We start from the raw sequence: 20,753 nt of genomic DNA on the forward strand, positions 1-20,753 counted from the left end.
TGCATGTACCGCTGCCTAAGCACCCTGTTATTTTTGTCATTGACGCTGTTGCTCACCGGCTGCGGTGAAAGTGTAGAACTGCATCGCAATATTTCCGAACAGGAAGCCAATGAAGTCATCGCGGAACTGGCAGACAAACAGATCCGTGCCCAAAAGATTCCGGGAAAAGACGGCGTCGCTGTGCGCGTTAAAGCAAGTGACATCAATCGAGCCGTTCGTACCCTGGACGCTGCTGGGCTACCCAAGGTTGCACGCTCGACCTTAGGGGAGATCTTTCGCAAGGAGGGGGTCATCTCTACCCCACTTGAAGAGCGCGCGCGCTATATCTATGCACTGTCACAAGAGTTGGAGGCGACCTTATCTAATATAGACGGTGTACTCGTCGCACGGGTGCACGTGGTGTTGCCTGAGCGGATAGCACCCGGAGAGCCAGTACAGCCGGCATCCGCCTCTATATTCATCAAGCACGACCCGCGACTTGACCCTGACAATATCAATGCGCGCGTGCGCAGGTTGGTGGCCAGCAGTATCCCCGGCATGGCCTCAGCGATAGACAACACAACAAAGCTGACCGTCGTTTTCGTACCCGCCACGGCCTATATAGAAAAGCAACAGCTTGCCTATTTCGGCCCTTTCCTGGTGCCGGAAAAAGACCTCAGTATCTGGCTTATGAGCATTTTCGCGCCTCTGCTCGCTCTCTTGCTGGGTGCCGGTGCATGGCTGGTCTGGCGACGCAGGATAAGGCTCGCTTCGGCACCAAAGCCTGAGATAGCACACGTTCATGAGTGACGATCTGAGCTGGGTGAAATGGTGGGCTTGCCCATGGGAGAGCGCCCACATCGACTGGCTTACGCTAACGGGGTTTGTAGATACAGCGGCGCTTTCACGCTGCCATCATGTCCGGGCGAGCAACCTGTTCGGCATCAACCCTGAACTTCCCCCGCCCATGTCTGCGGCCTTGCTGCAACTGGTGCTGACAAGCTCGCAACAACGGGACCTCATACTCGCGCTCGTCAATGAGGTATACAACGCGCCGCACGACAGTCGATTGAGTCAAGAACAGCTTCTTTGGTGCCAGCGCTTGGCCAAAGCTCTGCCACCCGGCCCCACCCCGTTGAGCATCGACGACCCCCTGCACTATCTGCGCGCGTGGGTCACACCTGCTATATGGCAGCGGCTGCGCTTGAGCTTTGCCCACCAGAGGGTACTTGGGTTGGAGCAGTACCCAAAGATGGAGGACGCTCAAGGCCGCCTGGATATTCTGTGGCAAGCCGCTATTTGGCGTGCAACCTCTACCTCCCTAGATGATGCGCTGCGCGCCTCCCGCGAGAAATCCAACCATGTTTTGCACCCATAAAATTGAGCTGCACGCCCGCTCTCACGACCTGTCGACAGCCCTGATTCCTCGGGAGATGCTTGCCGAATATACCCAGGCTCGTCACATCCTTGAACACGCCGAAACCCAAGCAGAGGCGCTCATACGTCAAGCCGAAAGCCAGTGCGAGAAAATACTGGAAAGTGCAAGTAATGAGTTCTGGCAGCGCGCCAATGCCCAACTTCATCGCTGGGAGTCAGAGCGACAAGCGATGCTCGATCAATTGGAAACTGCCGCCAGCTCAGTCATCAACACGGCTATCCGAAGCTTGCTGGAAGAGACCGTACCCGCTCAACGCCTTACTGTGCTGCTCAATAAGCTGTTAGCTGCCCAATTCCCGGCTGTTGAGGCGAACTTACTGTGTAACCCGTTGGACCGCGAACATGTCGAGCAATGGTTGAGCGGACACTGCAATGTGCCATGGGCACTGCGCGTCGAGGACGGGCTCGCCGCGAAGTCGCTGATTCTTGAAACAGAAGATGGCGGGTTTCACATCAACTGGACTGATGCCGTCGACCACCTGGTGATCATCCCCCCCGAAGGTCGGTACAAGTAACAACGCTTTTATTTTTTTTTAACAAATTAATCCGTGGAGGGAACTGGTCATCCATCAGGTGCCACATAGGAGTAGACCCCCACTGGAGTTAATGCGATGAATAGTGACGTCCGCTTTCTTAATAGTATCTACAGGCTGCAAGCCCGCTCCGATAGAGTTTCCAAGGAGATCGATGAGGACATTTCAAACGGGGGGGGAGAAGAAGAGCTCTCAAGGGTCTTCGACAAACTTGTGCAAGCGAAGATGAACGACAGTGTCAACTATACGGTGGCCGGGGCCTACGTCAGCTACCAGCACGAAACATTTAAAAGCGCCATAAATGTCGTTTAGTGACTCACAGCACTATCTGGCTGACTGTTTGAGTGGTCGCAGACCGCGCTTTCAGATGTTCGAACAGGATGACAAGGTCAACGTACGTTGCTACGCAGCCAACTGCCCCGCCCAAACCAAAAAACTCCGTTGCCGTTTTGGTGTCATCTAGGTCAGTCCATCCTGGCGCATGTCCAAGGCGCACGTGTCTTAGCGCCAGGTGCTGGTCACCTCTGGCTCGTGTAATGCCCGCCAAGAAACTCCAGGCAGGAGTACCTGTTGAATCTCTTGGGAGCCCTTTCAACCAACGCAAAACCTGGCGTGGCGTAACTCCGCGCCTGACTAAAGCAGGGTGCGATTTGCAGCCCGCTCCCCTACGTAAGCTACCGCACTGAAACAGAGAACTTGTCATGTATAGCAAGATCAACAAGCACCAAGGCTTGCGCTTAAACTCGCCTGCCGCCCTGGTAAAACGCGCTCACTGGCCCTGTTTGCTCGCGCTGCCCTTGTTGTTGGCGCCGCTGCACAGCTCCCTCGCCGCCATCCCCTCCGAATGGAAAAATACGGCCTATGCCTATGAAGCCGAGCATAAGCCCCTGCGCGATGTGCTGGAGGACTTCGCTCAGACGTTTGGCACCCAACTGCAAGTAGACGGCCTCCTAGACGGGACGGTCAATGGCAAGATACGCGCCAATACCCCCCAGTCAATGCTCGACAGGTTGGCGGTAGAACACCGTTTCCAGTGGTACCTGTACAACAACACCCTTTATATCAGCACCCTCGATCTGCAAGAGTCCGCACGCCTGGAGGTCTCTTCCGAGACGGTCGCTGACCTCAAGCGGGCCCTGACCGATATCGGCTTGCTCGATAGCCGTTTCGGCTGGGGAGAACTGCCTGATGATGGGGTTGTGCTGGTCTCTGGCCCCAGGCGCTACATCGAACAGATCAAGCAATTCAGCAGCCAGCGTAAAACACCGGACGAAAAGCAGAGCGTGCTCAGCTACCCGCTGAAATTCGCCAACGCAGGGGATCGCCAGATAGATTATCGCGGCGAAAAAATAACCATCCCAGGCGTTACCAGCATGCTGCGTGGGTTATTGGAGCCTCGATCAGCCTCCTCCCTTTCGACGACGCCTCCAAGCCGCTCACAGCCCTCTCCCATCACACCCAACTTTCCCCGGTTGAACAACCCACTATTGGGGCAAATGCTTGGACAGACAGCGAACCAGGGGCAGTTGGAAACCGGCGCGACACTCACCCCGCGAGCGCCGGTGTCTGCTGGCAGAATCCGCGTCGAAGCCGATGTGCGCAACAACGCCGTATTGATCTATGACCTTCCGGAGCGGCAGGCGATGTACCGCGAGCTGATTACTCAGCTCGACGTGGCGCGTAAAATGGTGGAAATCGATGCAATAATTCTTGATATAGAACGCACTCAACTGCGCGAATTCGGCGTCAACTGGGGCAACAGTCGCTTCAGTAGCGACACACGAATGGCGCCGGGGAGTTCATCGCAACTGTCGATCGAAAACCGTGATCTTTTCTTTGCCAAGATACGTGCACTGGAGCAACGCGGCCTGGCAACCATGGTGTCCAACCCGTCAGTCCTCACGCTGGAAAACCAGCCGTCAGTGATTGATTTCAACCGCACCCAGTATCTGACCGCAGGCACAGAGGTCGCGACCATCCTGCCCATCACTGTCGGTACCAGCCTGCAGGTGGTACCCAGGGTGATTACTACCCGCGGCACCCATCAGGTGCACCTTATGGTGGATATCGAAGACGGAAACTTCGACGAATCCAACGCCAATCGCATCGGTCCCGATGTACGCCGGGGCAATGTCAGCACCCAGGCGGTCATGGCGGAAAAACGCTCAATGGTGGTCGGTGGTTTCCATGTCACCGAAAGCACTGACAAGCGCAACAAGATTCCTCTGCTGGGGGATATACCGCTGTTGGGCAAGGCGTTGTTCTCCTCCAGCGAGCGTAAGAACAATCGCCGCGAACGCCTGTTTATCCTGACCCCACGCGTCATCGGTGACCAGGCTGACCCTTCGCGTTATTTGCCGCAGGACGACCAGGTAGAGCTGCAAGCCGCACTCAAGCCGCTGGCCAGGCGTTATGCCGCACATGAGCCTGTCATCAAACGCAGTGACATCACCAGCACCCTGGCGCGTCTCGTCAGCGGGGAGGTTCCGCTGGCATTCAAGGCAGCCGCTATGCCACTGGGCCCGGACACTTTGTGCAGCACCCGCGATCTACTGGCAATGAACACCGAACGCAGCCAGTGGTATGCCGGCCCGCAGTTCAATGTGGCGGTGATAGTGCTGCGTAATCAGTTCAAGCGCACTGTGCGCATCGACGAAAAGGAGTGCAGCAATTCGCAAACCTTGGCTGTCACCGTGTGGCCGCGTGCCTGGCTCAAACCGGGTGAAGAAGCCGAGGTATTTATCGCCATGCGTCCGGTGGTGAAGGATGAACACATCGGCGTGCCCCGTCCCTCCTTGATCACTCCCGCTCAGAAGAAGGCCACCCCATGAAACACCGCTTGTTGTGCATCGCCCTGATCAGCACAGTGCTGCTCATCGCCGGCTGCAGCCCCACCTGCAAAGGCGACTCCTGCTCCCGCCCGCAAGCGACCAAGGATACAATGGTGATCTGGTGGCCTGCGCAGATGCGCGTCGAGCCAGGGCCGTCCGGTGAACGGTCGGACTACCAAACGATCTCGCTGGAACGTTGAGTCTTCGGTTACTTCTCAACGATCAACACCAGGTGTACCTGGTGTTGATCAGCGCAGGTCAAGCTCCGGCAACTCAAGGGTTTCGCGCTTAGCGTCATCATCCAGCTCACGCAATGTGCGATAGATCAGCGCCACCGCCTGCAAGGTTTCGCGAGGGATGCTTGTTCCCAGTTTGTTCGTGTAGAGCGTGCGGGCCAGCCATACGCACTGAATCACCGGGACCTCGGCGGCCTTCGCCTGCCGAATTAACTCTCGGGCCTCATCGTCGGTGCCTTTGTTCACCAACAGGGGCAGCGGCGTCTTACCGGGACGGTAATAAAGCGCGACAGCGAAGTGCGTCGGGTTGACCACCAGCATGTCGGCTTCTTCCAGCTTGGGCAGTTTGACCTTCGGCTCCTCCTGGGCCAACTGCTGTGCCAACGCACGGCGCTGCCCCTTCACATGGGGGTCGCCCTCCATGTCCTTGTACTCTTTAACCACCTCGACCTGCGTCATGCGCATGCGCTTGGCGAAAAAGTGCTTTTGCAACGCCAGGTCAATCAGCGCCAACACCAGCAATAGCCCCAGGCAGGCATGCAGCAAGTGACGGAACAGGATGATCAGCGCAACGATGTACGTTTGCAGGTCACTGTTGGCCAAGTTAATCAGTGCGCCCAATGAAGGCCTGATCACCACGTATATAACCACCCCCAGAAGCACCGCCTTGGTAATACTCATCAACAGATTCATGACCGATTGAGCGGAGAACATCTGCTTGAGCTGCTTGAGGGGGTTGAGACGATTGAAATCCAGCTTCAAGGTCTCCGGCGCAAACAGGAACCCGAACTGCATCCAACTGCTGATCAGCTTCGCGGCAATTGCCATCCCAGCCATCAACAGGGCGAATGAGAAGAACATCAACAGCGCTTCAAACAGCACGGTTTCCAGCGCTCGCACAAAGGGCTGAGCCATGCTCGACATGGGCAACACCATCATCTGCTGGAAGCGCTGCAAACTCGTTTCGGCGCTGAACAAAGCAACCTCGCTGATGGCCGTCAGCGCCAATAGCTTGCTGATATCCTGGCTTTGGGACACCTGGCCTTTCTTACGTTGATCGCGCAGTTTTTTGGCGGAGGCTGGGTGCTTCTTTTCACCTGAGTCACTCATGGCGTCAAAACCTGGAACATCAGTCCGAGTGAGTGCTTAAGATCGCCCAGCAGATTCAAGCGCCCGACGATCAGGTCCTGCAGCAAGGCAAAGTACAGCAACAAAATACCAATGCCCGCCAGGCACTTGAGCGGTGGTGCCAGCGTACTCACCTGTAACTGCTGACTGTAGACCCCCAATAGCGCGATGCCGAACTCCAGAAATAACAACACGGCAATAAAGGGCGCAACGTAGAGCATCATGTGGGTAAAGGTGTCGCCGAGTATGCCAAGGAAAGTACTGAAACCATTGATTGCCGGCAGCGGCACCCAGGCCGTGGCCGGCCAGATCAGATAACTGTCCCAGATCACTTGGGTCAGGACACTCAGGCCCAGGACAGCGATCAGCAAGTAAATCACCAGCTGTTTGAACAGGTGCCCGACGGGCGTCGCGTCCGGCCCCAGTGAAGGGTTAAGCTGGCCGCCAGCCAGGGCGCCACGCTGGTTATCCAAGAGCGCACCGACTGACTCGAACATCCAGAAAGGCATGGCCAACAGGACACCCAGCAAAATGCCCAAGGCGGCCTCCTTGAATATCAGGCCGATGATCATCAGCGCGGAGTAATCTTGGCCCACCAGTACAGCATGGATACCTGGCGCCGGAATGAATGCCACGACCATCACGATGACGTGCCGGGGCATGCCGCGGATATGTTGGAAACAGAATGCGGGCACGAGAATGGCACAAGGATAAATCCGCGCCATGGCAACCAGCACGCTTGGCAGGTATTCAAGATAGTGCAGCACATGCATGCCCTCAGTTCAGTGCCGAGCGAGCGATCATGTCGAACATCAGGTTGATCAGTTGAACCAGCTCCACGCCAATCCAGCGCCCCGTCAATATCAGTGTGATACCCACCGCGACCAGCTTGATGCCGAAGGGCAAGGTCTGATCCTGTATTTGCATCAGGGCTTGAACCAGTGATGTCAGCACGCCGACGACCACCGCCACAATCAGCGGTGGGGCCGACAACACCACCACCAGCAGCATGCCCTGCTTGAACAGCACGATCGGTTCCATAGGGCACTCACAGGTAAGAAAGGAAAAGGCTGTCGAGCAACCGTGACCATCCGGATACCATGACGAACAACAGCAGTTTGAGCGGCAGGGAAATCGTCATGGGCGAGACCATTTGCATACCCAGCGCCAAGAGCAGGTTGGACACAATCAAATCGATGACGATGAACGGAATGTAGATCAGGAAGCCGATCTCGAACCCCGCCTGCAACTGCGACAGCACAAAGGAGGGGATTAATAGAATCAGGTCGTCGCGCTGGGTGCTTTGCGACATTTCCGGTGGCCACAAGCGCACGCTGTTTTCGTGCATGTGGGTCAACACATCCGGATCAATGTTGCGTTTCATAAACGCGCGCAGCGGTTCTATGGCCACAAGGCCAGTCGCTTGAACCGTCTGAATACTGCTCATGTCCAGGGGCGCGCCCTTGAGGTTCTCGGCGATCTGGTAACCCACAGGGGCCATGATAAACAGCGTAGCAGCCAGCGCTACGCCATTGATCGCCATGCTCGGAGGCACCTGCTGAACGCCGATAGCGTTGCGGGTGATCATCAGCACAATGACGATCTTCAAGAACGCCGTACAAATGATCAACAGCATCGGCAGCAACGACAGCGCCGCGAAAAACAGCGCAATCACAACCGGGTCAACGCCCTGGAATATCATCGGGAGAACACCACGCGGGACAATTGCAAGCCAAGACGGCCATCGACTTCCACCAACTGCCCCTGACCAATAGGCCGTTCGCCGTAATACAGACCGGCCATGCCCGGGGCATACCCGCTGATGCCCAACACCGCACCGGGAGCAAGGTTGCGCAGTTCGCCCAAGGTCAGGTTCAGGACACCACAACGCACGGTCAGCGCCATACTCAAGTCATCAAAGAGTTCCCGGCCGAAGACATCCTCCACCGGTTGATCAAATTCAGGCCCCGGGACTTCCTCTATTACAAATCCATCGTCCATGGACGCTTCCTCTATCGCAATAAGGTTCAGGCATAACGGGCCAGACTCATCGTCAATGCGCCCTTGCAGGCGTTGACTACCAATATTCAAATGACCACGGCCCTGTACATTAAAAAAGGCGTGTTCAAGCATCAGCACGTCACCCGCACGTAGGCCACGCAATTGCGCAATGGGCAAACTCAAGCGGCCCACAGTCACGGCTATTGCCAACGGAAACGATGCCGGTAATGGGCTGGCCGTCGACAGACAAGCGCCAGTCGCACACATCGCCAGCAAACTTTGCGGGGCCAGCCACAGGTAACCTGCCACCTTGGACGGCCCCAACATCACGGTAAAACGGCAACCAAAGCCCAACTTCTCAGGCGCAGGCAGCAAGCGCAGATAACCGAATAGCGCCAGCACCTGCGGGCTTAGGTGATGCTGGAATAACTCCCAAAACCAGGACTTCGGGTCGTTGCCGGTCTCTGCCAGGGTGATCGGGCATTCCCCCATCAGGCTGAACATCGCCTCGGGGTCCGAGAAGGCCAGTACACCGAGGGCACTCTCGAACCACAAAGGGCTTACCCCTTCGGGAGCGCGGCCGGGCTCAAGCACAAACGCCCCCTGCTGTTCCCCAACCTGAAACGGCATGCGTAACCCGCGCCCCAGCCGATGCAACGCAGCAACCCTTCCGCCCTCAACCAATGGCGGTGTCAAAGCGGACATGATCATTTGGCGCTCGCGCTTTTGATGTGGATATCAACAGGCTGCCCCAACGCCTCGGCCAGCCTGTCCTGATAGCGTTTTTTCACAGTGCCGAGCCAATCCGCCGTGCGCGGTTCTTCGGCTTCCAGCTCGATGTTCCAAGCACCCGGCTGTCGTTGGACACTGGCGTTGATTCGCCCCAGCCGTGGCAGGTAAAGCACCGCCAGCAACGGCCACTGCGTGACGCCCTGAACGCGAAGCGCCAACTGCTCCGTCAATGCCTCGATCATTACTTTATCTGCCCCCGCACTCCGTGCAGGCAAGCGCGAAGCATAGCCAGCTGGGCCATCATCCTTGGCGAAAAACTGGGTGAATAAGTGCACATGAACCCAGGGCACCACGGCCTCAATCCCTCTCTCACGATCTTCCCTCTGCTCACGCATGCGGGGCCGGTTAAACCTGCTCAGAGGTAATCGTTTCATGACTCTCCTGCAGCAGTAACTGGGATAATTCCCAAAGTTTTTCGACCTCGCGCAAACATCGACTGACCTGCTTTTGCATGCCTTCGATGTGAATCACTTGCTGCTCCTGCTGCCCGTGCAACTCATGTAATTGCGCCTCTTCGCGCAGCGTACTGGCGGACAACGAGCGCTCTTGGGTATTCCATGACTTGAGTGCCTGAAACGAGATCACTTGGCCTTGATGCTTGCTCAACAGCTGCGCGCCTTCCTCGGCCTCCTGCAGACGCGTTTGCTCAAGGACTTGCTGTGCCTGCTCAACTTGCAATTGCAGCGCTCGTTGATGCCTTTTAGCCTCGCCCAATTCGCGCTCGGCCCGGTCCGCCCGGTGTTTGCGCAGACGCCGTAGGGTTTCCAACTCAGAAAGGAACATAGGCGGTCAGCTCCGTCAGTTGATCCAACGTCGTTTCCATCGGTGAAGGCTCACGCAAGTCCTGGCGCAAAAAGCCATCCACCGCTGAACGGCTGTCCACCGCCAAGTCAGTCAGCGCATCACTGCCGGCCTGGTACTCGCCCAGCTTCAGCATCAGCTCGATCTGCTGGTACGCCGACAACAGGCGGCGCAGCCCTGTACCCGCCTGGATATGCTCAGGCGCGGCGACGTTGCTCAAAATCCGCGAAAGGCTGGCCAGTACATCAACCGCCGGGTAGTGACCGCGCTCTGCCAGCTTGCGGGACAAAACAATATGGCCGTCGAGCAGCGAGCGAACCTCGTCAGCCACGGGGTCACTCATTGAGTCCTGTTCGATCAGTACCGTATAGATCGCGGTGATAACGCCGTCGCGGGTCAGCCCGGCGCGCTCCACCAAGCGCGGCAACAAGCTGTACACCGAAGGCGGTAGGCCGCCGCGGCCCAGGGGTTCACCGGCGGCCAGGCCGATCTCTCGCTGAGCACGGGCAAAACGCGTCAAGGAGTCGATCAGCAGCAACACCCGTTTGCCCTTGCGTCGATAGCCCTCAGCCAGCGCCGTGGCGGTAAACGCTGCGCGGGCGCGCTCCATACTCGAACGGTCGGACGTCGCGCACACCAGCACGGCCTTGGCCCGCAACTGATCGTCCAACTCATGGTCGAGAAATTCCCGCAGCTCTCGACCACGCTCGCCGATCAGGCCAAACACAATCACATCGCACTCGACGTTACGGGCAATCTCCGCCAGCAAAGTGGTCTTGCCACACCCGGCACCGGCGAACAGGCCCACACGCTGGCCCTCGCCAAGCGTCAGCAAGCCATCGATCGAGCGCACGCCCGTCGCCAAGGCCCGATTGATCCTCGGCCGCTCGGTCGGCAACGGGGCTTCACACAACACCATGCTCGCATCCGGGCCGTCGGTGTCGACAAAAGCACTGGGGCCAACGCCGGTTATCGGCCGCCCGAAACCATCCAGCACCTGGCCCAACAACTCATCACTGACCCGTACCCGATGCGACACCCCCAGACGCTGCACGCTGGCGCCCACACGTATTCCTTCCAGGTTACCCAAGGCACTGAGTACGGCATCCTGCTGATCGAAACCGATGATCTCAGCCAGCATGTATTCGTCGGCAGACTTTTCAACCTGGCACAAGTCACCGATACGCGCGCTGGGCAATCGGCACTGCAACAGCATGCCGTTGACGCGTTGCACGCGCCCGCGCATGGTCACCGGCATCAAGTTGGTCAGCGACTGCGTCTGGCGCTCCTGCCAGGCCTCAAGACGCGCCTGAATTTGCGTGCTCACCAACGTACCTCGTAACGCTGCGCGCCATCGAAAACCACCTTGCTATTGTCGATCAGCACCAGGCGCAAACCGTCCACTTCATCACCGACGAACAGCCGGCTGCCCTCTTCCAGCACGACATGGCCATTAGGCCCGCCGACGATCTGAACAATCTTGAACGGCAGCGCCCCGTCGCGTACACGCACGCGACTAATCACCGGCACTGCACTGTCAAACAGCTCACCAAAACGACTGAGCATGCGCGACACCAGTTCCACATCGTCCTGGGAAACGTCGCCGTTGAGCGCGACTTGCCCATTGATCACCTGCAAGCTGACCCGTTGGCTCAACTCACGCTCATTGAGCATCTTCACCAACTGCTGGCGCACTTCAAACGGCGTGGCCAGCTCGTGTTTGGCGACCACGGGAGGCATCAACGAAGCCTGGGCGCCACGCTCCACCGTGGAAGCTATGCCCACCACTACGACGATGATTGCAACCACCAGCACTACACTGATCAGTCGTTTTTGCTGCGCGTGCGAGATCGACGATAACGGCAGCGTCCGCGGCGCGTCGGGAGTGCGCGGCGATGGCGTTGGCGCGGGTATTTCAGGCCATGGTTGATCCGCCAAGGTGACACACAGTCGGATAGCCCCAACTGAAAACGGTGTGTTCAGTGCCAGGCTAGCGATCTGCGCCAGCACTTGCCCCTCATCGCCGTGCAGCAGCCCGGCCTCGGCCTGCACTGACCAGTTTGAGTCGATCAGTCGTAAGCGCGCGTGATGCTCGGCGATGCCCGGATCATTCAGCATCAGGTCAGCGTCAGGGTGAGCACCGATGCTCCACTGCTCACCAAACAGCGGCAATGCAGCCCCCTGGTTCCGACCATTGAGCACCCGTAACTCAAACATTATCGGGCCCTCCCGTGCGTTGAACCTGGCTTGGGACTCATGCCGCGGCACCACGCATCAGCTCATCTTGACCAAGATCGAAGCGCCCCAATACTTTCACCTTGGACGTGCTTCCCAACTCCGCGAAGGACAGCACCGGCACATGGTTGAACTCTTCCAGCAGCAAGGTACGCAAGGGGCTACGCAGGTCCTGCGCCACCAACATCACGCTCTTGCTCTTGGCGCGTATGGTAAAGGCCTGGTTGAGGAGGTTGATCAATGCGGCACTGCTTTCGTTATCCAGCGCAAAGAACACACCGGTCTGGGTCTGGCGCAACGCTTCGCGCAAGGTGTTCTCGGTATGCGGCGACAGCAACCAGGCATGCAGACCATCGCTCTCACTGTACTGGTGGAAGATCTGCGCCTTGAGGGCAATGCGTGCATAGTCGGCGAGGGCGTCGGGTTCACGCTCATGCTGGCCGTACTCGATCAGCGACTCCACAATCAGCCGCACGGCACGCAGCGGTACACCCTCACTGGCCAAGCGTTGCAACACCGCTGAAAACCGCGAGAGCGGCATGATGCGCTGCAGCTCCTGCACCAGTTCTGACTGGTTGTGCTCAAGCCAACCGAGGATCGCCTTGCTTTCCTGAATGCCCAAGAACTGCGGACCGCTGAGCATCATCGCCTGCCTCATACGTTCGATGATCAGGCTCGTGGCCGTAAAGCGCTCCAGTTGCGGGTCATCCAGCAGAGGATCATCAGGTGCCAGCCAGAGCCAGTCCTGTTCATCACGTTCGGCAAGCCCCGGCACAGCGTGCTCAGGTTCAACCGCCAGCGACTTACGCTCAACGGCCAGGTGGGTGACAACCGAAGCCTTGATCATCGGTACTTCATGCACGCAAAAACGCATTTCATCGGTGGCCAGCGATTCATCGAGTTCGACTTCAAACGGCGGCAATGTGAGACCGATATTGGCGACGAGCGCATTTCGTGCCTGACGGATTCCGTGAATAAGATCCGTAACCTCAGGTGTCCCGCGCAAGGCGGGATGAAATTGCAACAGGTAAGGCCTCGATGGATCGAACCCGCGCAAGTCCTCTTCCCCGTTCTCTTCAGGCCGGACGGCTTCGGCTGCCTCGTCAGTAGGCGTTTCCGCTCGCTGTCGCTGACGCATCAAGTAATAACCCAGGGAACCGGTGACCGCCGAGAGCAGAATAAAAACCAACGTGGGCATGCCGGGCACTATTGCAAACGCGAGCATCCCTACCGATGCAATCATCCAGCTCTTGGGCTCACTGGTCATTTGCCGGGCGATTTCCGCGCCCATGTTAGTGATACCCCTGCGCCCATCCGGCGCCACACGGGTGATGATCATGCCGGCAGTCAGGGAGATCAGCAGCGCAGGAATCTGCGCAATCAAGCCATCGCCAATGGTCAGTACCGAATACAGTCGTATCGACTCGGCAGCGCTCAAGTCGTGTTGAAACATGCCGGTGGTGAAACCACCCAACAGGTTGACCACGACGATAATCAAACCGGCGACAGCGTCGCCCTTGACGAACTTCATGGCCCCGTCCATGGCGCCGAACAATTGGCTCTCGCGGGATAACTGCTCGCGTTTTTCGCGCGCTTGCATGCCGTCAATCAGGCCCGCACGCAGGTCACTGTCGATGGACATCTGTTTACCCGGCATCGCGTCCAGGCTGAACCGCGCTGCGACTTCGGCAACCCGTTCCGAGCCCTTGGTGATGACTAGGAAGTTGACCAGGGTCAGGATCAGGAAGATCACCATCCCTACCGCCAGGTTGCCGCCCACCACAAAATTGCCGAAGGCTTCGACGATGTCGCCAGCGTCTTGCTCCAGCAGGATCAGACGCGTAGTGGCAATCGACAGCGCCAGGCGAAACATGGTGGTCAGCAGCAAAATCGACGGAAACGACGAAAACGCCAGGGGGCCTGGCAAGTACAGCGCCAACACGATCAACAGACAGGATATGCAGATGTTGACCGCAATCAGAATATCCACCAGCCAGGTGGGCAACGGCACGATAAAGATAAACACAATGCCCAGCACCACCACCGCGCCCAGCACTTCGGCACGTTGTGCCACCTTGAGCAAGACGTTGTTGATGGCCGACAGTGCAGTCACGCCAACGTCCCCAGGCCACCGGCGAACTGTTGGGGGCCGCGCTCAATCCGGTCCAGCTCGCCCATCACCGACAGAAAGCTGTCCAGGGCCCCTTGACGTACTCGACTGTCGGGCCACAGGGCCAACGGCAACTCCCGAATCAGGGGGTATAGCGCGTTGAGGAGCACCACTTGCCGCGTGTTCAGACCACTGCCCAGATCATGCCCAAACCGCAGGATTTCGCTGGCGTCGATACCGCTGCCAGCGTACCCCAGCAAGCGCTGCAGCAGGCTTACGGCGTCGTAGTCTATGCCCAGGCGCTCGTTCAACGCCTGGCAACCGGCCAACACGGTACTCAACTGCCCACAGCTTTGCAGGGCCAGCAACAAGGTGCGCAATCGGGGCGTGGTCATTGACGAAACCAGTACCGCGATATCGTCAGCCAACGCTTTACGCATGCTGCTGAGCCGGTCCGAAAACGTATCGACACCGTATACACCCAGCAGGGCCTGCATCATCGTCACCAAGGATTGGCGCGTGGCCACACTGGAGTAGTAAAGAGCACGCAGGGCTTGGCGCTCTTGCGGATCGCCACCCGCCTCCAGCAACGCCATGGCGAATGTAAGACCTGCCTGGATTTCCCCTTTGAAACCGACCGTCAGTAGAGCAACAGCCTCCCGCGCCATGGTTGCTTCGGATAGACGCCCTTCACTGTTGGCGTGAGCCTCCAGATGCTTGAGCACCACAAATGCACGCGCAGGGTCGCCCTCGGCAAGCTCCAGCAACTTGTCGACACTGGGATGGTACGGCAACTGCTGTCTGAACCGCCGGGAAATAGCGGCCAAGGATTCCTGAGCCGGATGACCCAACTGTTCATAAAGTTGTGCAAGCCGCTCGGGTGGAGGGACGTGTATCGACTTCGCCCACTGGGCTCGGTTATCAACAACCACTTCTTGGTCAAAGAGCCGAGCAAGCTCATTGACCTTCTCGGGCGCGGGCGTAGAAACAGGCGCAGCGGCGGATTGATCCAGGCGCAGGGTAGAGGGCGCATCTTTAGGGGATTCGACTTTCATAAGCATGCCAAGAAGGGAAGGAGTGTGTCCCTATGTGGCGAGGCCTGCCGATACGGTTCCATCAAAACTCGACGTTCGGCACTTTTGAAAAGACCGGCACAAATCATCGGCGCATTTTGCAAATTACTGCGCAAAAAAACCTAACCTCAATATATTTATCTATATAAATCAAAATGTTGAGAGATTTTTTTCTTTGGCACAGCCAGTGCAAAAGGGATTCGTATCGAAGCCATTTCGATAATGCCTACCCTGAGGAAAAATCATGACTCTCTCAATTGAAGCTTTAGCGCACCTTGTTGGCAGCTCGCCTCAATTCATGCATCACCTGACGGACGACCAACAAAAAAAACTTCGACGCTTCATCCACAAGCGCGTACTCAACCCAGAAGATGCGGACGACATCCTGCAACTGACGTACCTGGAGGCCTGGCGCAACCGGGAGCGCTTCAGTGGTCAGGCAACCCTCAGCACCTGGATGTGCGGCATTGCGCAAAACCTGGTGCGCAACCATTTCCGACGCCTGTATGCCAAACCGGTGCATTGCGAATTCGATGAGTCGCTTTGGCATGGCCAAGAGGAAAACAACAACCTGGATTGGGAATTCGAGATCAACCGCCGACTGGAGAAAACCCTAACGGCCATCGACCATCTGCCGACAGAAATGCGCAAAACGCTGTACGCCTCACTGGAGACCGACGGCAGCTACCAGGACACCGCCGACGTATTGGACATCCCCATCGGCACTGTTCGCTCACGCCTGTCACGGGCACGTGAGCACCTCAAGCGCGTCACGCATAACCCGTCGCAACCGTAAGGCCCTCTAAAGGGTAATCGTTGGGCGGCAGGGATATCTGCCCAACCGAATTACACCTCTACATGCGCGGCAACTAGATCGCCAGCTGCCTGATTGGCTCGTCGTCAACGAAAACCTCAGCGCTGAGGATAACCCGCTCTACATCTCCCCCTGATCCGCAGCACCTCAGCCAACACCTCGGCTGCTGCAATCACCCGCAACCATGCGCGCAATAACGCTTAACACCGGTCAAATATAAGAGCTGGCTTGCCTGCGATCACGGCGGCAGATTCAGCCTCGTCATCGGCTGACCTACCGCAATCGCAGTCAAGCCTGCCCCCGAAGGCGTTTTTTGTGTAGCCCACAGACGTGGAAATCCCAGAGCCACTCGTCGCCAGACTCGGCATTTTCGGTTAAACAGTTGAAAGCGTAGATAAAAATTCAAAATAAACGCTTGACGCATTTCCGTTCTACGCGAATAATGCGCGCCACTTGGCTACATAGCTCAGTTGGTTAGAGCATAGCATTCATAATGCTGGGGTCCGGGGTTCAAGTCCCTGTGTAGCCACCAAGTACTAAAAACGGCTTACCGAAAGGTAGGCCGTTTTTTTATGCCTGAAGAAAAGCCCTGAGGCATACTCGCCCCCAACCACAAGGAGGCGATACGTGAACCCCCACTTCCTCACCCACGGCATCACCACCGAACGGCTGTCGCTGCAAGTCGCTTGCCCATCTCACGCTGGCGCCCTGCAAACGTATCTGCTGCGAAACCGCGCTTACCTTCAACCCTGGGAACCCACGCGCGGCGATGAGTTTTTTGCACTCGAGGCCATCACCTGGCGCCTAGAAACCCTGGCCAAGAAAACTGCCAGCGGCGAAGCGTTGCACCTGTTGATACTGCGCGACGGCCATATCATCGGCGCCTGTAACTTCACCAACGTCGTGCGCGGTGCATTTGAAGCGTGTCACCTGGGCTACGCGCTCGACGAATCGGCGCAGGGTCACGGGCTGATGCACGAAGCGTTGAAAGCCGCGATTGCGTATGTGTTCGATGCCATGAAACTGCATCGAATCATGGCCAATTACCGCCCTGAAAACCAACGCAGCGCACGCTTGCTGAAACGGCTGGGGTTTGAGCGCGAGGGTGAAGCGCGGGCCTATCTGAAGATTAATGGCGTGTGGGCGGACCATGTGCTGACGTCGCTGATCAACAGTGCAGGCCACGCCCCATGAGCCTCAGCGTATTCGCCATCATCCTGCTGGGCGCCGCGCTCCACGCCACCTGGAATGCCGTGGTCAAAGGTGGCGTCGACAAGCTGTTGACCACCTGCCTGATTGCGTCCGTCGCCTCGTTGATCGCGTTGGCGGCCATTCCGTTTCTGGCGCTGCCGGCGCCAGAAAGCTGGCCGTTCATCGGCGCGTCGGTGATTCTCCAAGTGCTGTATTTCGTGCTGGTTGCCTTGACTTACCGCATTGCCGACATGAGCCAGACCTACCCGATCATGCGCGGCACCGCGCCGTTGGTGGTGGCGACGGTGAGTGTGTTTGTGTTGGCGGAGCCCTTGTCGGCATTTGCCTGGCTCGGCATTGCGGTGATCGCTCTGGGCATCTTGAGCATGGCTGTAACGCCGTTATCAGGACAGCGAAAAGGCTTGATTCTGGCGCTGATCAACGCGGGTGTAATCGCCAGCTACACCCTTATCGACGGCTTGGGCGTGCGCAAGTCCGGCACGCCGGTGGCCTATACACTGTGGATCTTCCTGCTGACCGGCATTCCGCTTGCCGCATGGGCTTTAGCGGCCCGGCGCAGCGTGTTCAGTGACTACGTAAGCCGTAACTGGCGCCTGGGCATCATCGGCGGTGTGGGCACGATAGCGTCTTATGGTCTGGCGCTTTGGGCCATGACTGCTGCCCCCATCGCCACCGTTTCAGCGCTGCGGGAAACGTCTATCCTGTTCGGCGTGGGGATTTCGGCATGGGTGCTGAAAGAGCATCTGAGCCGCGCTCGCATTGTTGCCGCATGTGTCATTGCCGCCGGGGCGATGCTGTTGCGCCTGGGCTGAGCAGGCCAGGGTGCGTGCGCTCAAAAAAACTGCGTATCTGTATTTTGACGCCCTCCTGACCCACTGTTAGTGTCCAGCCTCCACAAGACGGAGTGCCCCCGATGAAATTGGACATCTACCAAGTCGACGCTTTCAGCCAACATCCTTTCGGTGGCAACCCGGCAGCCGTCTGCCCGCTGACCGAGTGGCTGCCCGACGAACAACTGCAAAATATTGCCGCTGAAAACAACCTCTCCGAAACCGTCTACTTCGTCCCCCGTGGCGATTTTTATGAATTGCGCTGGTTCACGCCGGAAGTCGAAGTGGACCTGTGCGGCCATGCCACGCTCGCAGCGGCCTGGGTGCTGATTCATCAACTGGCGGATGCACCTGAAGTGTTGCGCTTTGCCACCCGCAGCGGCGAGCTTCGCGTGACGCGTAATGGCGACGAACTGGCGATGGATTTCCCGGCTAAACAACCCCAGCGCTGCGAGCCGCCCAGCGGGATGCTGAGCGCATTGGGGATTGAGCACGCCGAGGTATTTGCCACCGATGACTACATCGTGTTGGTCGACGACGAAGCTCAAATCGCCGCCCTGACACCCGACTTCGCGCGCCTCAAAGGCCTGCCCAAACGCGGGATCGCGGTGACAGCCAAAAGTACCCGGTTTGATTTTGTTTCGCGCTGGTTCGGCCCGAACGTGGGCGTCAATGAAGACCCGGTCACAGGCTCTGCGCACACCTCGCTGGCACCTTTCTGGGCCGATCGTTTGGGTCGATCGCAATTGACCGCCGAACAAGGCGGCAAGCGCCGTGGGCAACTGCATTGTGAACTAAAGGGCGACCGAGTGATCATCTCGGGCCATGCGGTGCTCTACCTGCAGGGCGTGATTTACCTGTAAAAAACAGAGTACCCAAGGACAACAGATCATTCTCAAAATGAACGGAGTTCAGCGCGTGTTTTCGATTACCCGCCGTCAACTGTCAGTGATTGCCACAGCCCTCGCTCTGGCCGGCTGTCAAGCCCCCATCAATGAACAACCGCCAGCGCCGGAGTTGGGTTCAGGTTATCGCACCGACCTCACCCCCCGCCACGCCGAGCGCCATATGGCCGCCGCCGCCAACCCACTAGCCGCCGAAGCTGGGCGCGAGATGTTGCGCCAGGGCGGTTCGGCAATTGATGCGGCAATCGCTATGCAGGCGGTGCTGACCCTGGTGGAACCGCAGTCTTCCGGCATCGGCGGCGGCGCGTTCATCATGTTGTGGGACGGCAAAAACGTGCACGCGTATGACGGCCGCGAAACCGCGCCGGCCGGTGCGACTGAGCGCCTGTTCCTAAAAGCGGACGGCACGCCGATGGCGTTTCCCGAGGCGCAGATTGGCGGGCGCTCAGTGGGCACGCCGGGAGTGTTGCGTGCACTGGAAATGGCTCACAAGAAGACCGGGCACCTGCAATGGGCCAAGCTGTTTGAACCGGCGATTCGTCTCTCAGAGCAAGGATTCGCGATTTCCCCGCGCCTGCACGCGCTGATCACAGCCGACCGCTACATCGCGCAATCACCCGAAATGGCGGCCTATTTTCTGAATGCCGATGGCACGCCTAAAGCCACCGGCACCCTGTTGAAAAACCCGGCGCTGGCCGCTGTGTTCAAGCGCATCGCCAAGGAAGGACCGGACGCGCTGTATCACGGGCCGATTGCTGATGAGATCGCGCGTAAGGTCCAGGGCAACCGCAATGCGGGCAGCCTGTCGCAAGCCGACCTCAAGGCCTACACCGCCAAGGAGCGCACGCCGCTGTGCACCGACTACAAACAGTATCAGGTGTGCGGCATGCCACCGCCATCGTCGGGCGGGATTGCAATCGCGCAGATCCTCGGTACGTTGCAGGCCCTGGAAAATCGTGATCCGCGCCAGGCCATCGCGCCGATGACACCGGTGAAAAGCGCATCGCCGGCCGGCCTTGAACCCACACCTGAAGCCGTGCACCTGCTCGCCGAAGCAGGTCGCCTGGCGTTCGCCGACCGTGGTTTGTACGTGGCCGACGCCGACTTTGTGCCAGTGCCGACCGCAGGCCTTGTCGCCCCGGACTACCTGGCCAAACGCGCCGCACTGATCGGCGAACGCAGCATGGGCATCGCCAAACCGGGCACGCCTGCGGGTGTCCAAGTGGCATACGCGCCGGATCGCTCGCCGTTACGCATTTCCACCTCGCAAGTGGTGGCGGTGGATGACCTGGGCGGCGCCGTGTCGATGACCACCACGGTGGAAGCGGCGTTCGGTTCGCATGTGATGGTCCAGGGCTTTTTGCTCAACAACCAAATGACCGACTTCTCGTTCATCCCTGAAGAAAACGGTCAGCCGGTGGCCAACCGCGTCGAGCCCGGCAAACGCCCACGCTCGTCCATGGCTCCGACGTTGGTGTTCGACCGCAAGAGCGGCGAGTTACTGGCCACGGTGGGCTCACCGGGCGGTTCGCAGATCATCGAATACGTGAGCAAGTCCCTGGTGGCGATGCTCGACTGGAACCTCGACTCGCAAGCGGCCATCAGCCTGCCTAACTTCGGCAGCCGCAACGGCGCTACCGAGTTGGAAGCCGGCTTGTTCAGCCCTGGGTTGAAACAGGCGCTGAAGGACAAGGGCCACGCGTTGAGCGAAATCGATATGACCAGCGGCGTCCAGGCCATCGTTCGCACGCGCGATGCCCAGGGCAAGGTGTCGCTGAGCGGCGGCGCGGACCCTCGACGTGAAGGCGAAGCAGTCGGCGACTGACTTTATTGAGT

The 20,753-nt window shown here is 58.4% G+C and carries 22 protein-coding genes and 1 tRNA gene; 12 read left to right on the plus strand and 11 right to left on the minus strand.

The features are described 5' to 3' along the window. Positions 1-3: 3 nt before the first annotated feature. The 6 genes from sctJ to hrpT all read left to right on the plus strand — a co-directional run bounded on the left by sctJ (position 4) and on the right by hrpT (position 4,980). Positions 4-789, plus strand: a complete 786-nt coding sequence (gene sctJ, locus FW764_RS15780; protein ID WP_446434691.1) for a type III secretion system inner membrane ring lipoprotein SctJ — start codon at positions 4-6, stop codon at positions 787-789. Beyond that, positions 782-1,357 (plus strand): type III secretion protein, encoded by a 576-nt coding sequence (locus tag FW764_RS15785; RefSeq protein ID WP_446434692.1) that lies wholly within the window; start codon positions 782-784, stop codon positions 1,355-1,357. The genes sctJ and FW764_RS15785 overlap by 8 nt, the downstream gene beginning before the upstream one ends. Beyond that, entirely contained in the window at positions 1,341-1,931 is a 591-nt protein-coding gene (sctL, locus tag FW764_RS15790) for a type III secretion system stator protein SctL (protein WP_446434693.1), read from the plus strand. The genes FW764_RS15785 and sctL overlap by 17 nt, the downstream gene beginning before the upstream one ends. Before the next feature lie 96 nt (positions 1,932-2,027). Beyond that, complete coding sequence (locus FW764_RS15795; protein ID WP_446434694.1) at positions 2,028-2,261, plus strand: hypothetical protein; 234 nt, start codon at positions 2,028-2,030, stop codon at positions 2,259-2,261. A 389-nt stretch (positions 2,262-2,650) separates the two neighbouring features. Continuing rightward, complete coding sequence (gene sctC, locus FW764_RS15800) at positions 2,651-4,780, plus strand: type III secretion system outer membrane ring subunit SctC (RefSeq protein ID WP_446434695.1); 2,130 nt, start codon at positions 2,651-2,653, stop codon at positions 4,778-4,780. Next, the gene (gene hrpT / locus FW764_RS15805) at positions 4,777-4,980 is read left to right on the plus strand and encodes an HrpT family type III secretion system protein (protein WP_446434696.1); all 204 of its coding nucleotides are present in this window, start codon (positions 4,777-4,779) and stop codon (positions 4,978-4,980) included. The genes sctC and hrpT overlap by 4 nt, the downstream gene beginning before the upstream one ends. Before the next feature lie 48 nt (positions 4,981-5,028). Here the strand turns inward: hrpT and sctU are convergent, their stop codons facing one another. From sctU to FW764_RS15860, 11 genes are read right to left on the minus strand one after another with little or no spacing between them, the layout of a single operon-like run. Continuing rightward, positions 5,029-6,126: a type III secretion system export apparatus subunit SctU gene (sctU, locus tag FW764_RS15810; protein ID WP_446434697.1), complete on the minus strand. Its 1,098-nt coding sequence runs from the start codon at positions 6,124-6,126 to the stop codon at positions 5,029-5,031. Continuing rightward, positions 6,123-6,911, minus strand: coding sequence for a type III secretion system export apparatus subunit SctT (sctT, locus tag FW764_RS15815; protein ID WP_446434753.1), 789 nt, complete (start codon positions 6,909-6,911; stop codon positions 6,123-6,125). The genes sctU and sctT overlap by 4 nt, the downstream gene beginning before the upstream one ends. Positions 6,912-6,921: 10 nt before the next feature. Continuing rightward, positions 6,922-7,185 (minus strand): type III secretion system export apparatus subunit SctS, encoded by a 264-nt coding sequence (gene sctS, locus FW764_RS15820; protein WP_446434698.1) that lies wholly within the window; start codon positions 7,183-7,185, stop codon positions 6,922-6,924. A gap of 7 nt (positions 7,186-7,192) precedes the next feature. After that, positions 7,193-7,846 (minus strand): type III secretion system export apparatus subunit SctR, encoded by a 654-nt coding sequence (gene sctR, locus FW764_RS15825; RefSeq protein ID WP_446434699.1) that lies wholly within the window; start codon positions 7,844-7,846, stop codon positions 7,193-7,195. Then, positions 7,843-8,856: a FliM/FliN family flagellar motor switch protein gene (locus tag FW764_RS15830; RefSeq protein WP_446434700.1), complete on the minus strand. Its 1,014-nt coding sequence runs from the start codon at positions 8,854-8,856 to the stop codon at positions 7,843-7,845. Before FW764_RS15830 ends, sctR begins: the two co-directional genes overlap by 4 nt. Then, entirely contained in the window at positions 8,853-9,311 is a 459-nt protein-coding gene (locus FW764_RS15835) for a type III secretion system HrpP C-terminal domain-containing protein (RefSeq protein WP_446434701.1), read from the minus strand. Before FW764_RS15835 ends, FW764_RS15830 begins: the two co-directional genes overlap by 4 nt. Beyond that, positions 9,283-9,720: a type III secretion system stalk subunit SctO gene (gene sctO, locus FW764_RS15840; RefSeq protein ID WP_446434702.1), complete on the minus strand. Its 438-nt coding sequence runs from the start codon at positions 9,718-9,720 to the stop codon at positions 9,283-9,285. The genes FW764_RS15835 and sctO overlap by 29 nt, the downstream gene beginning before the upstream one ends. Continuing rightward, the gene (locus FW764_RS15845) at positions 9,707-11,065 is read right to left on the minus strand and encodes a FliI/YscN family ATPase (protein ID WP_446434703.1); all 1,359 of its coding nucleotides are present in this window, start codon (positions 11,063-11,065) and stop codon (positions 9,707-9,709) included. The genes sctO and FW764_RS15845 overlap by 14 nt, the downstream gene beginning before the upstream one ends. Next, entirely contained in the window at positions 11,062-11,955 is an 894-nt protein-coding gene (locus FW764_RS15850) for an FHA domain-containing protein (protein WP_446434704.1), read from the minus strand. Before FW764_RS15850 ends, FW764_RS15845 begins: the two co-directional genes overlap by 4 nt. 37 nt (positions 11,956-11,992) lie before the next feature. Next, entirely contained in the window at positions 11,993-14,086 is a 2,094-nt protein-coding gene (sctV, locus tag FW764_RS15855; RefSeq protein WP_446434705.1) for a type III secretion system export apparatus subunit SctV, read from the minus strand. Beyond that, complete coding sequence (locus FW764_RS15860; RefSeq protein WP_446434706.1) at positions 14,083-15,138, minus strand: TyeA family type III secretion system gatekeeper subunit; 1,056 nt, start codon at positions 15,136-15,138, stop codon at positions 14,083-14,085. The genes sctV and FW764_RS15860 overlap by 4 nt, the downstream gene beginning before the upstream one ends. 262 nt (positions 15,139-15,400) lie before the next feature. On the opposite strand from FW764_RS15860, the gene FW764_RS15865 reads away from it, so the two are divergent. From FW764_RS15865 to ggt, 6 genes are all read left to right on the plus strand, one after another. After that, positions 15,401-15,952, plus strand: coding sequence for an RNA polymerase sigma factor (locus FW764_RS15865; protein ID WP_446434707.1), 552 nt, complete (start codon positions 15,401-15,403; stop codon positions 15,950-15,952). Positions 15,953-16,425: 473 nt separating this feature from the next. Then, positions 16,426-16,502, plus strand: a tRNA-Met gene (locus FW764_RS15870). Positions 16,503-16,597: 95 nt separating this feature from the next. Next, a complete protein-coding gene (locus FW764_RS15875) occupies positions 16,598-17,164 on the plus strand; it encodes a GNAT family N-acetyltransferase (protein ID WP_446434708.1) in 567 nt (188 codons plus the stop codon). Then, positions 17,161-17,994, plus strand: coding sequence for an EamA family transporter (locus tag FW764_RS15880; protein WP_446434709.1), 834 nt, complete (start codon positions 17,161-17,163; stop codon positions 17,992-17,994). The genes FW764_RS15875 and FW764_RS15880 overlap by 4 nt, the downstream gene beginning before the upstream one ends. A gap of 101 nt (positions 17,995-18,095) precedes the next feature. Further along, complete coding sequence (locus FW764_RS15885) at positions 18,096-18,875, plus strand: PhzF family phenazine biosynthesis protein (RefSeq protein ID WP_446434710.1); 780 nt, start codon at positions 18,096-18,098, stop codon at positions 18,873-18,875. 37 nt (positions 18,876-18,912) lie between these two features. Further along, positions 18,913-20,742, plus strand: a complete 1,830-nt coding sequence (gene ggt, locus FW764_RS15890) for a gamma-glutamyltransferase (RefSeq protein ID WP_446434711.1) — start codon at positions 18,913-18,915, stop codon at positions 20,740-20,742. Positions 20,743-20,753: the final 11 nt, after the last annotated feature.

This window comes from Pseudomonas sp. 1152_12, from assembly GCF_052850675.1.

Bases quoted from the DNA above. Each gene is read 5' to 3' on its own strand.
- sctR (WP_446434699.1), bottom strand. From the start codon at position 7,846: ATGATATTCCAGGGCGTTGACCCGGTTGTGATTGCGCTGTTTTTCGCG.
- FW764_RS15860 (WP_446434706.1), bottom strand. From the start codon at position 15,138: ATGAAAGTCGAATCCCCTAAAGATGCGCCCTCTACCCTGCGCCTGGAT.
- FW764_RS15880 (WP_446434709.1), top strand. From the start codon at position 17,161: ATGAGCCTCAGCGTATTCGCCATCATCCTGCTGGGCGCCGCGCTCCAC.
- hrpT (WP_446434696.1), top strand. From the start codon at position 4,777: ATGAAACACCGCTTGTTGTGCATCGCCCTGATCAGCACAGTGCTGCTC.
- FW764_RS15830 (WP_446434700.1), bottom strand. From the start codon at position 8,856: ATGATCATGTCCGCTTTGACACCGCCATTGGTTGAGGGCGGAAGGGTT.
- sctO (WP_446434702.1), bottom strand. From the start codon at position 9,720: ATGTTCCTTTCTGAGTTGGAAACCCTACGGCGTCTGCGCAAACACCGG.
- sctU (WP_446434697.1), bottom strand. From the start codon at position 6,126: ATGAGTGACTCAGGTGAAAAGAAGCACCCAGCCTCCGCCAAAAAACTG.
- sctL (WP_446434693.1), top strand. From the start codon at position 1,341: ATGTTTTGCACCCATAAAATTGAGCTGCACGCCCGCTCTCACGACCTG.
- FW764_RS15795 (WP_446434694.1), top strand. From the start codon at position 2,028: ATGAATAGTGACGTCCGCTTTCTTAATAGTATCTACAGGCTGCAAGCC.
- FW764_RS15850 (WP_446434704.1), bottom strand. From the start codon at position 11,955: ATGTTTGAGTTACGGGTGCTCAATGGTCGGAACCAGGGGGCTGCATTG.
- FW764_RS15865 (WP_446434707.1), top strand. From the start codon at position 15,401: ATGACTCTCTCAATTGAAGCTTTAGCGCACCTTGTTGGCAGCTCGCCT.
- sctS (WP_446434698.1), bottom strand. From the start codon at position 7,185: ATGGAACCGATCGTGCTGTTCAAGCAGGGCATGCTGCTGGTGGTGGTG.
- sctJ (WP_446434691.1), top strand. From the start codon at position 4: ATGTACCGCTGCCTAAGCACCCTGTTATTTTTGTCATTGACGCTGTTG.
- ggt (WP_446434711.1), top strand. From the start codon at position 18,913: ATGAACGGAGTTCAGCGCGTGTTTTCGATTACCCGCCGTCAACTGTCA.
- FW764_RS15885 (WP_446434710.1), top strand. From the start codon at position 18,096: ATGAAATTGGACATCTACCAAGTCGACGCTTTCAGCCAACATCCTTTC.
- FW764_RS15835 (WP_446434701.1), bottom strand. From the start codon at position 9,311: ATGAAACGATTACCTCTGAGCAGGTTTAACCGGCCCCGCATGCGTGAG.
- FW764_RS15785 (WP_446434692.1), top strand. From the start codon at position 782: ATGAGTGACGATCTGAGCTGGGTGAAATGGTGGGCTTGCCCATGGGAG.
- sctC (WP_446434695.1), top strand. From the start codon at position 2,651: ATGTATAGCAAGATCAACAAGCACCAAGGCTTGCGCTTAAACTCGCCT.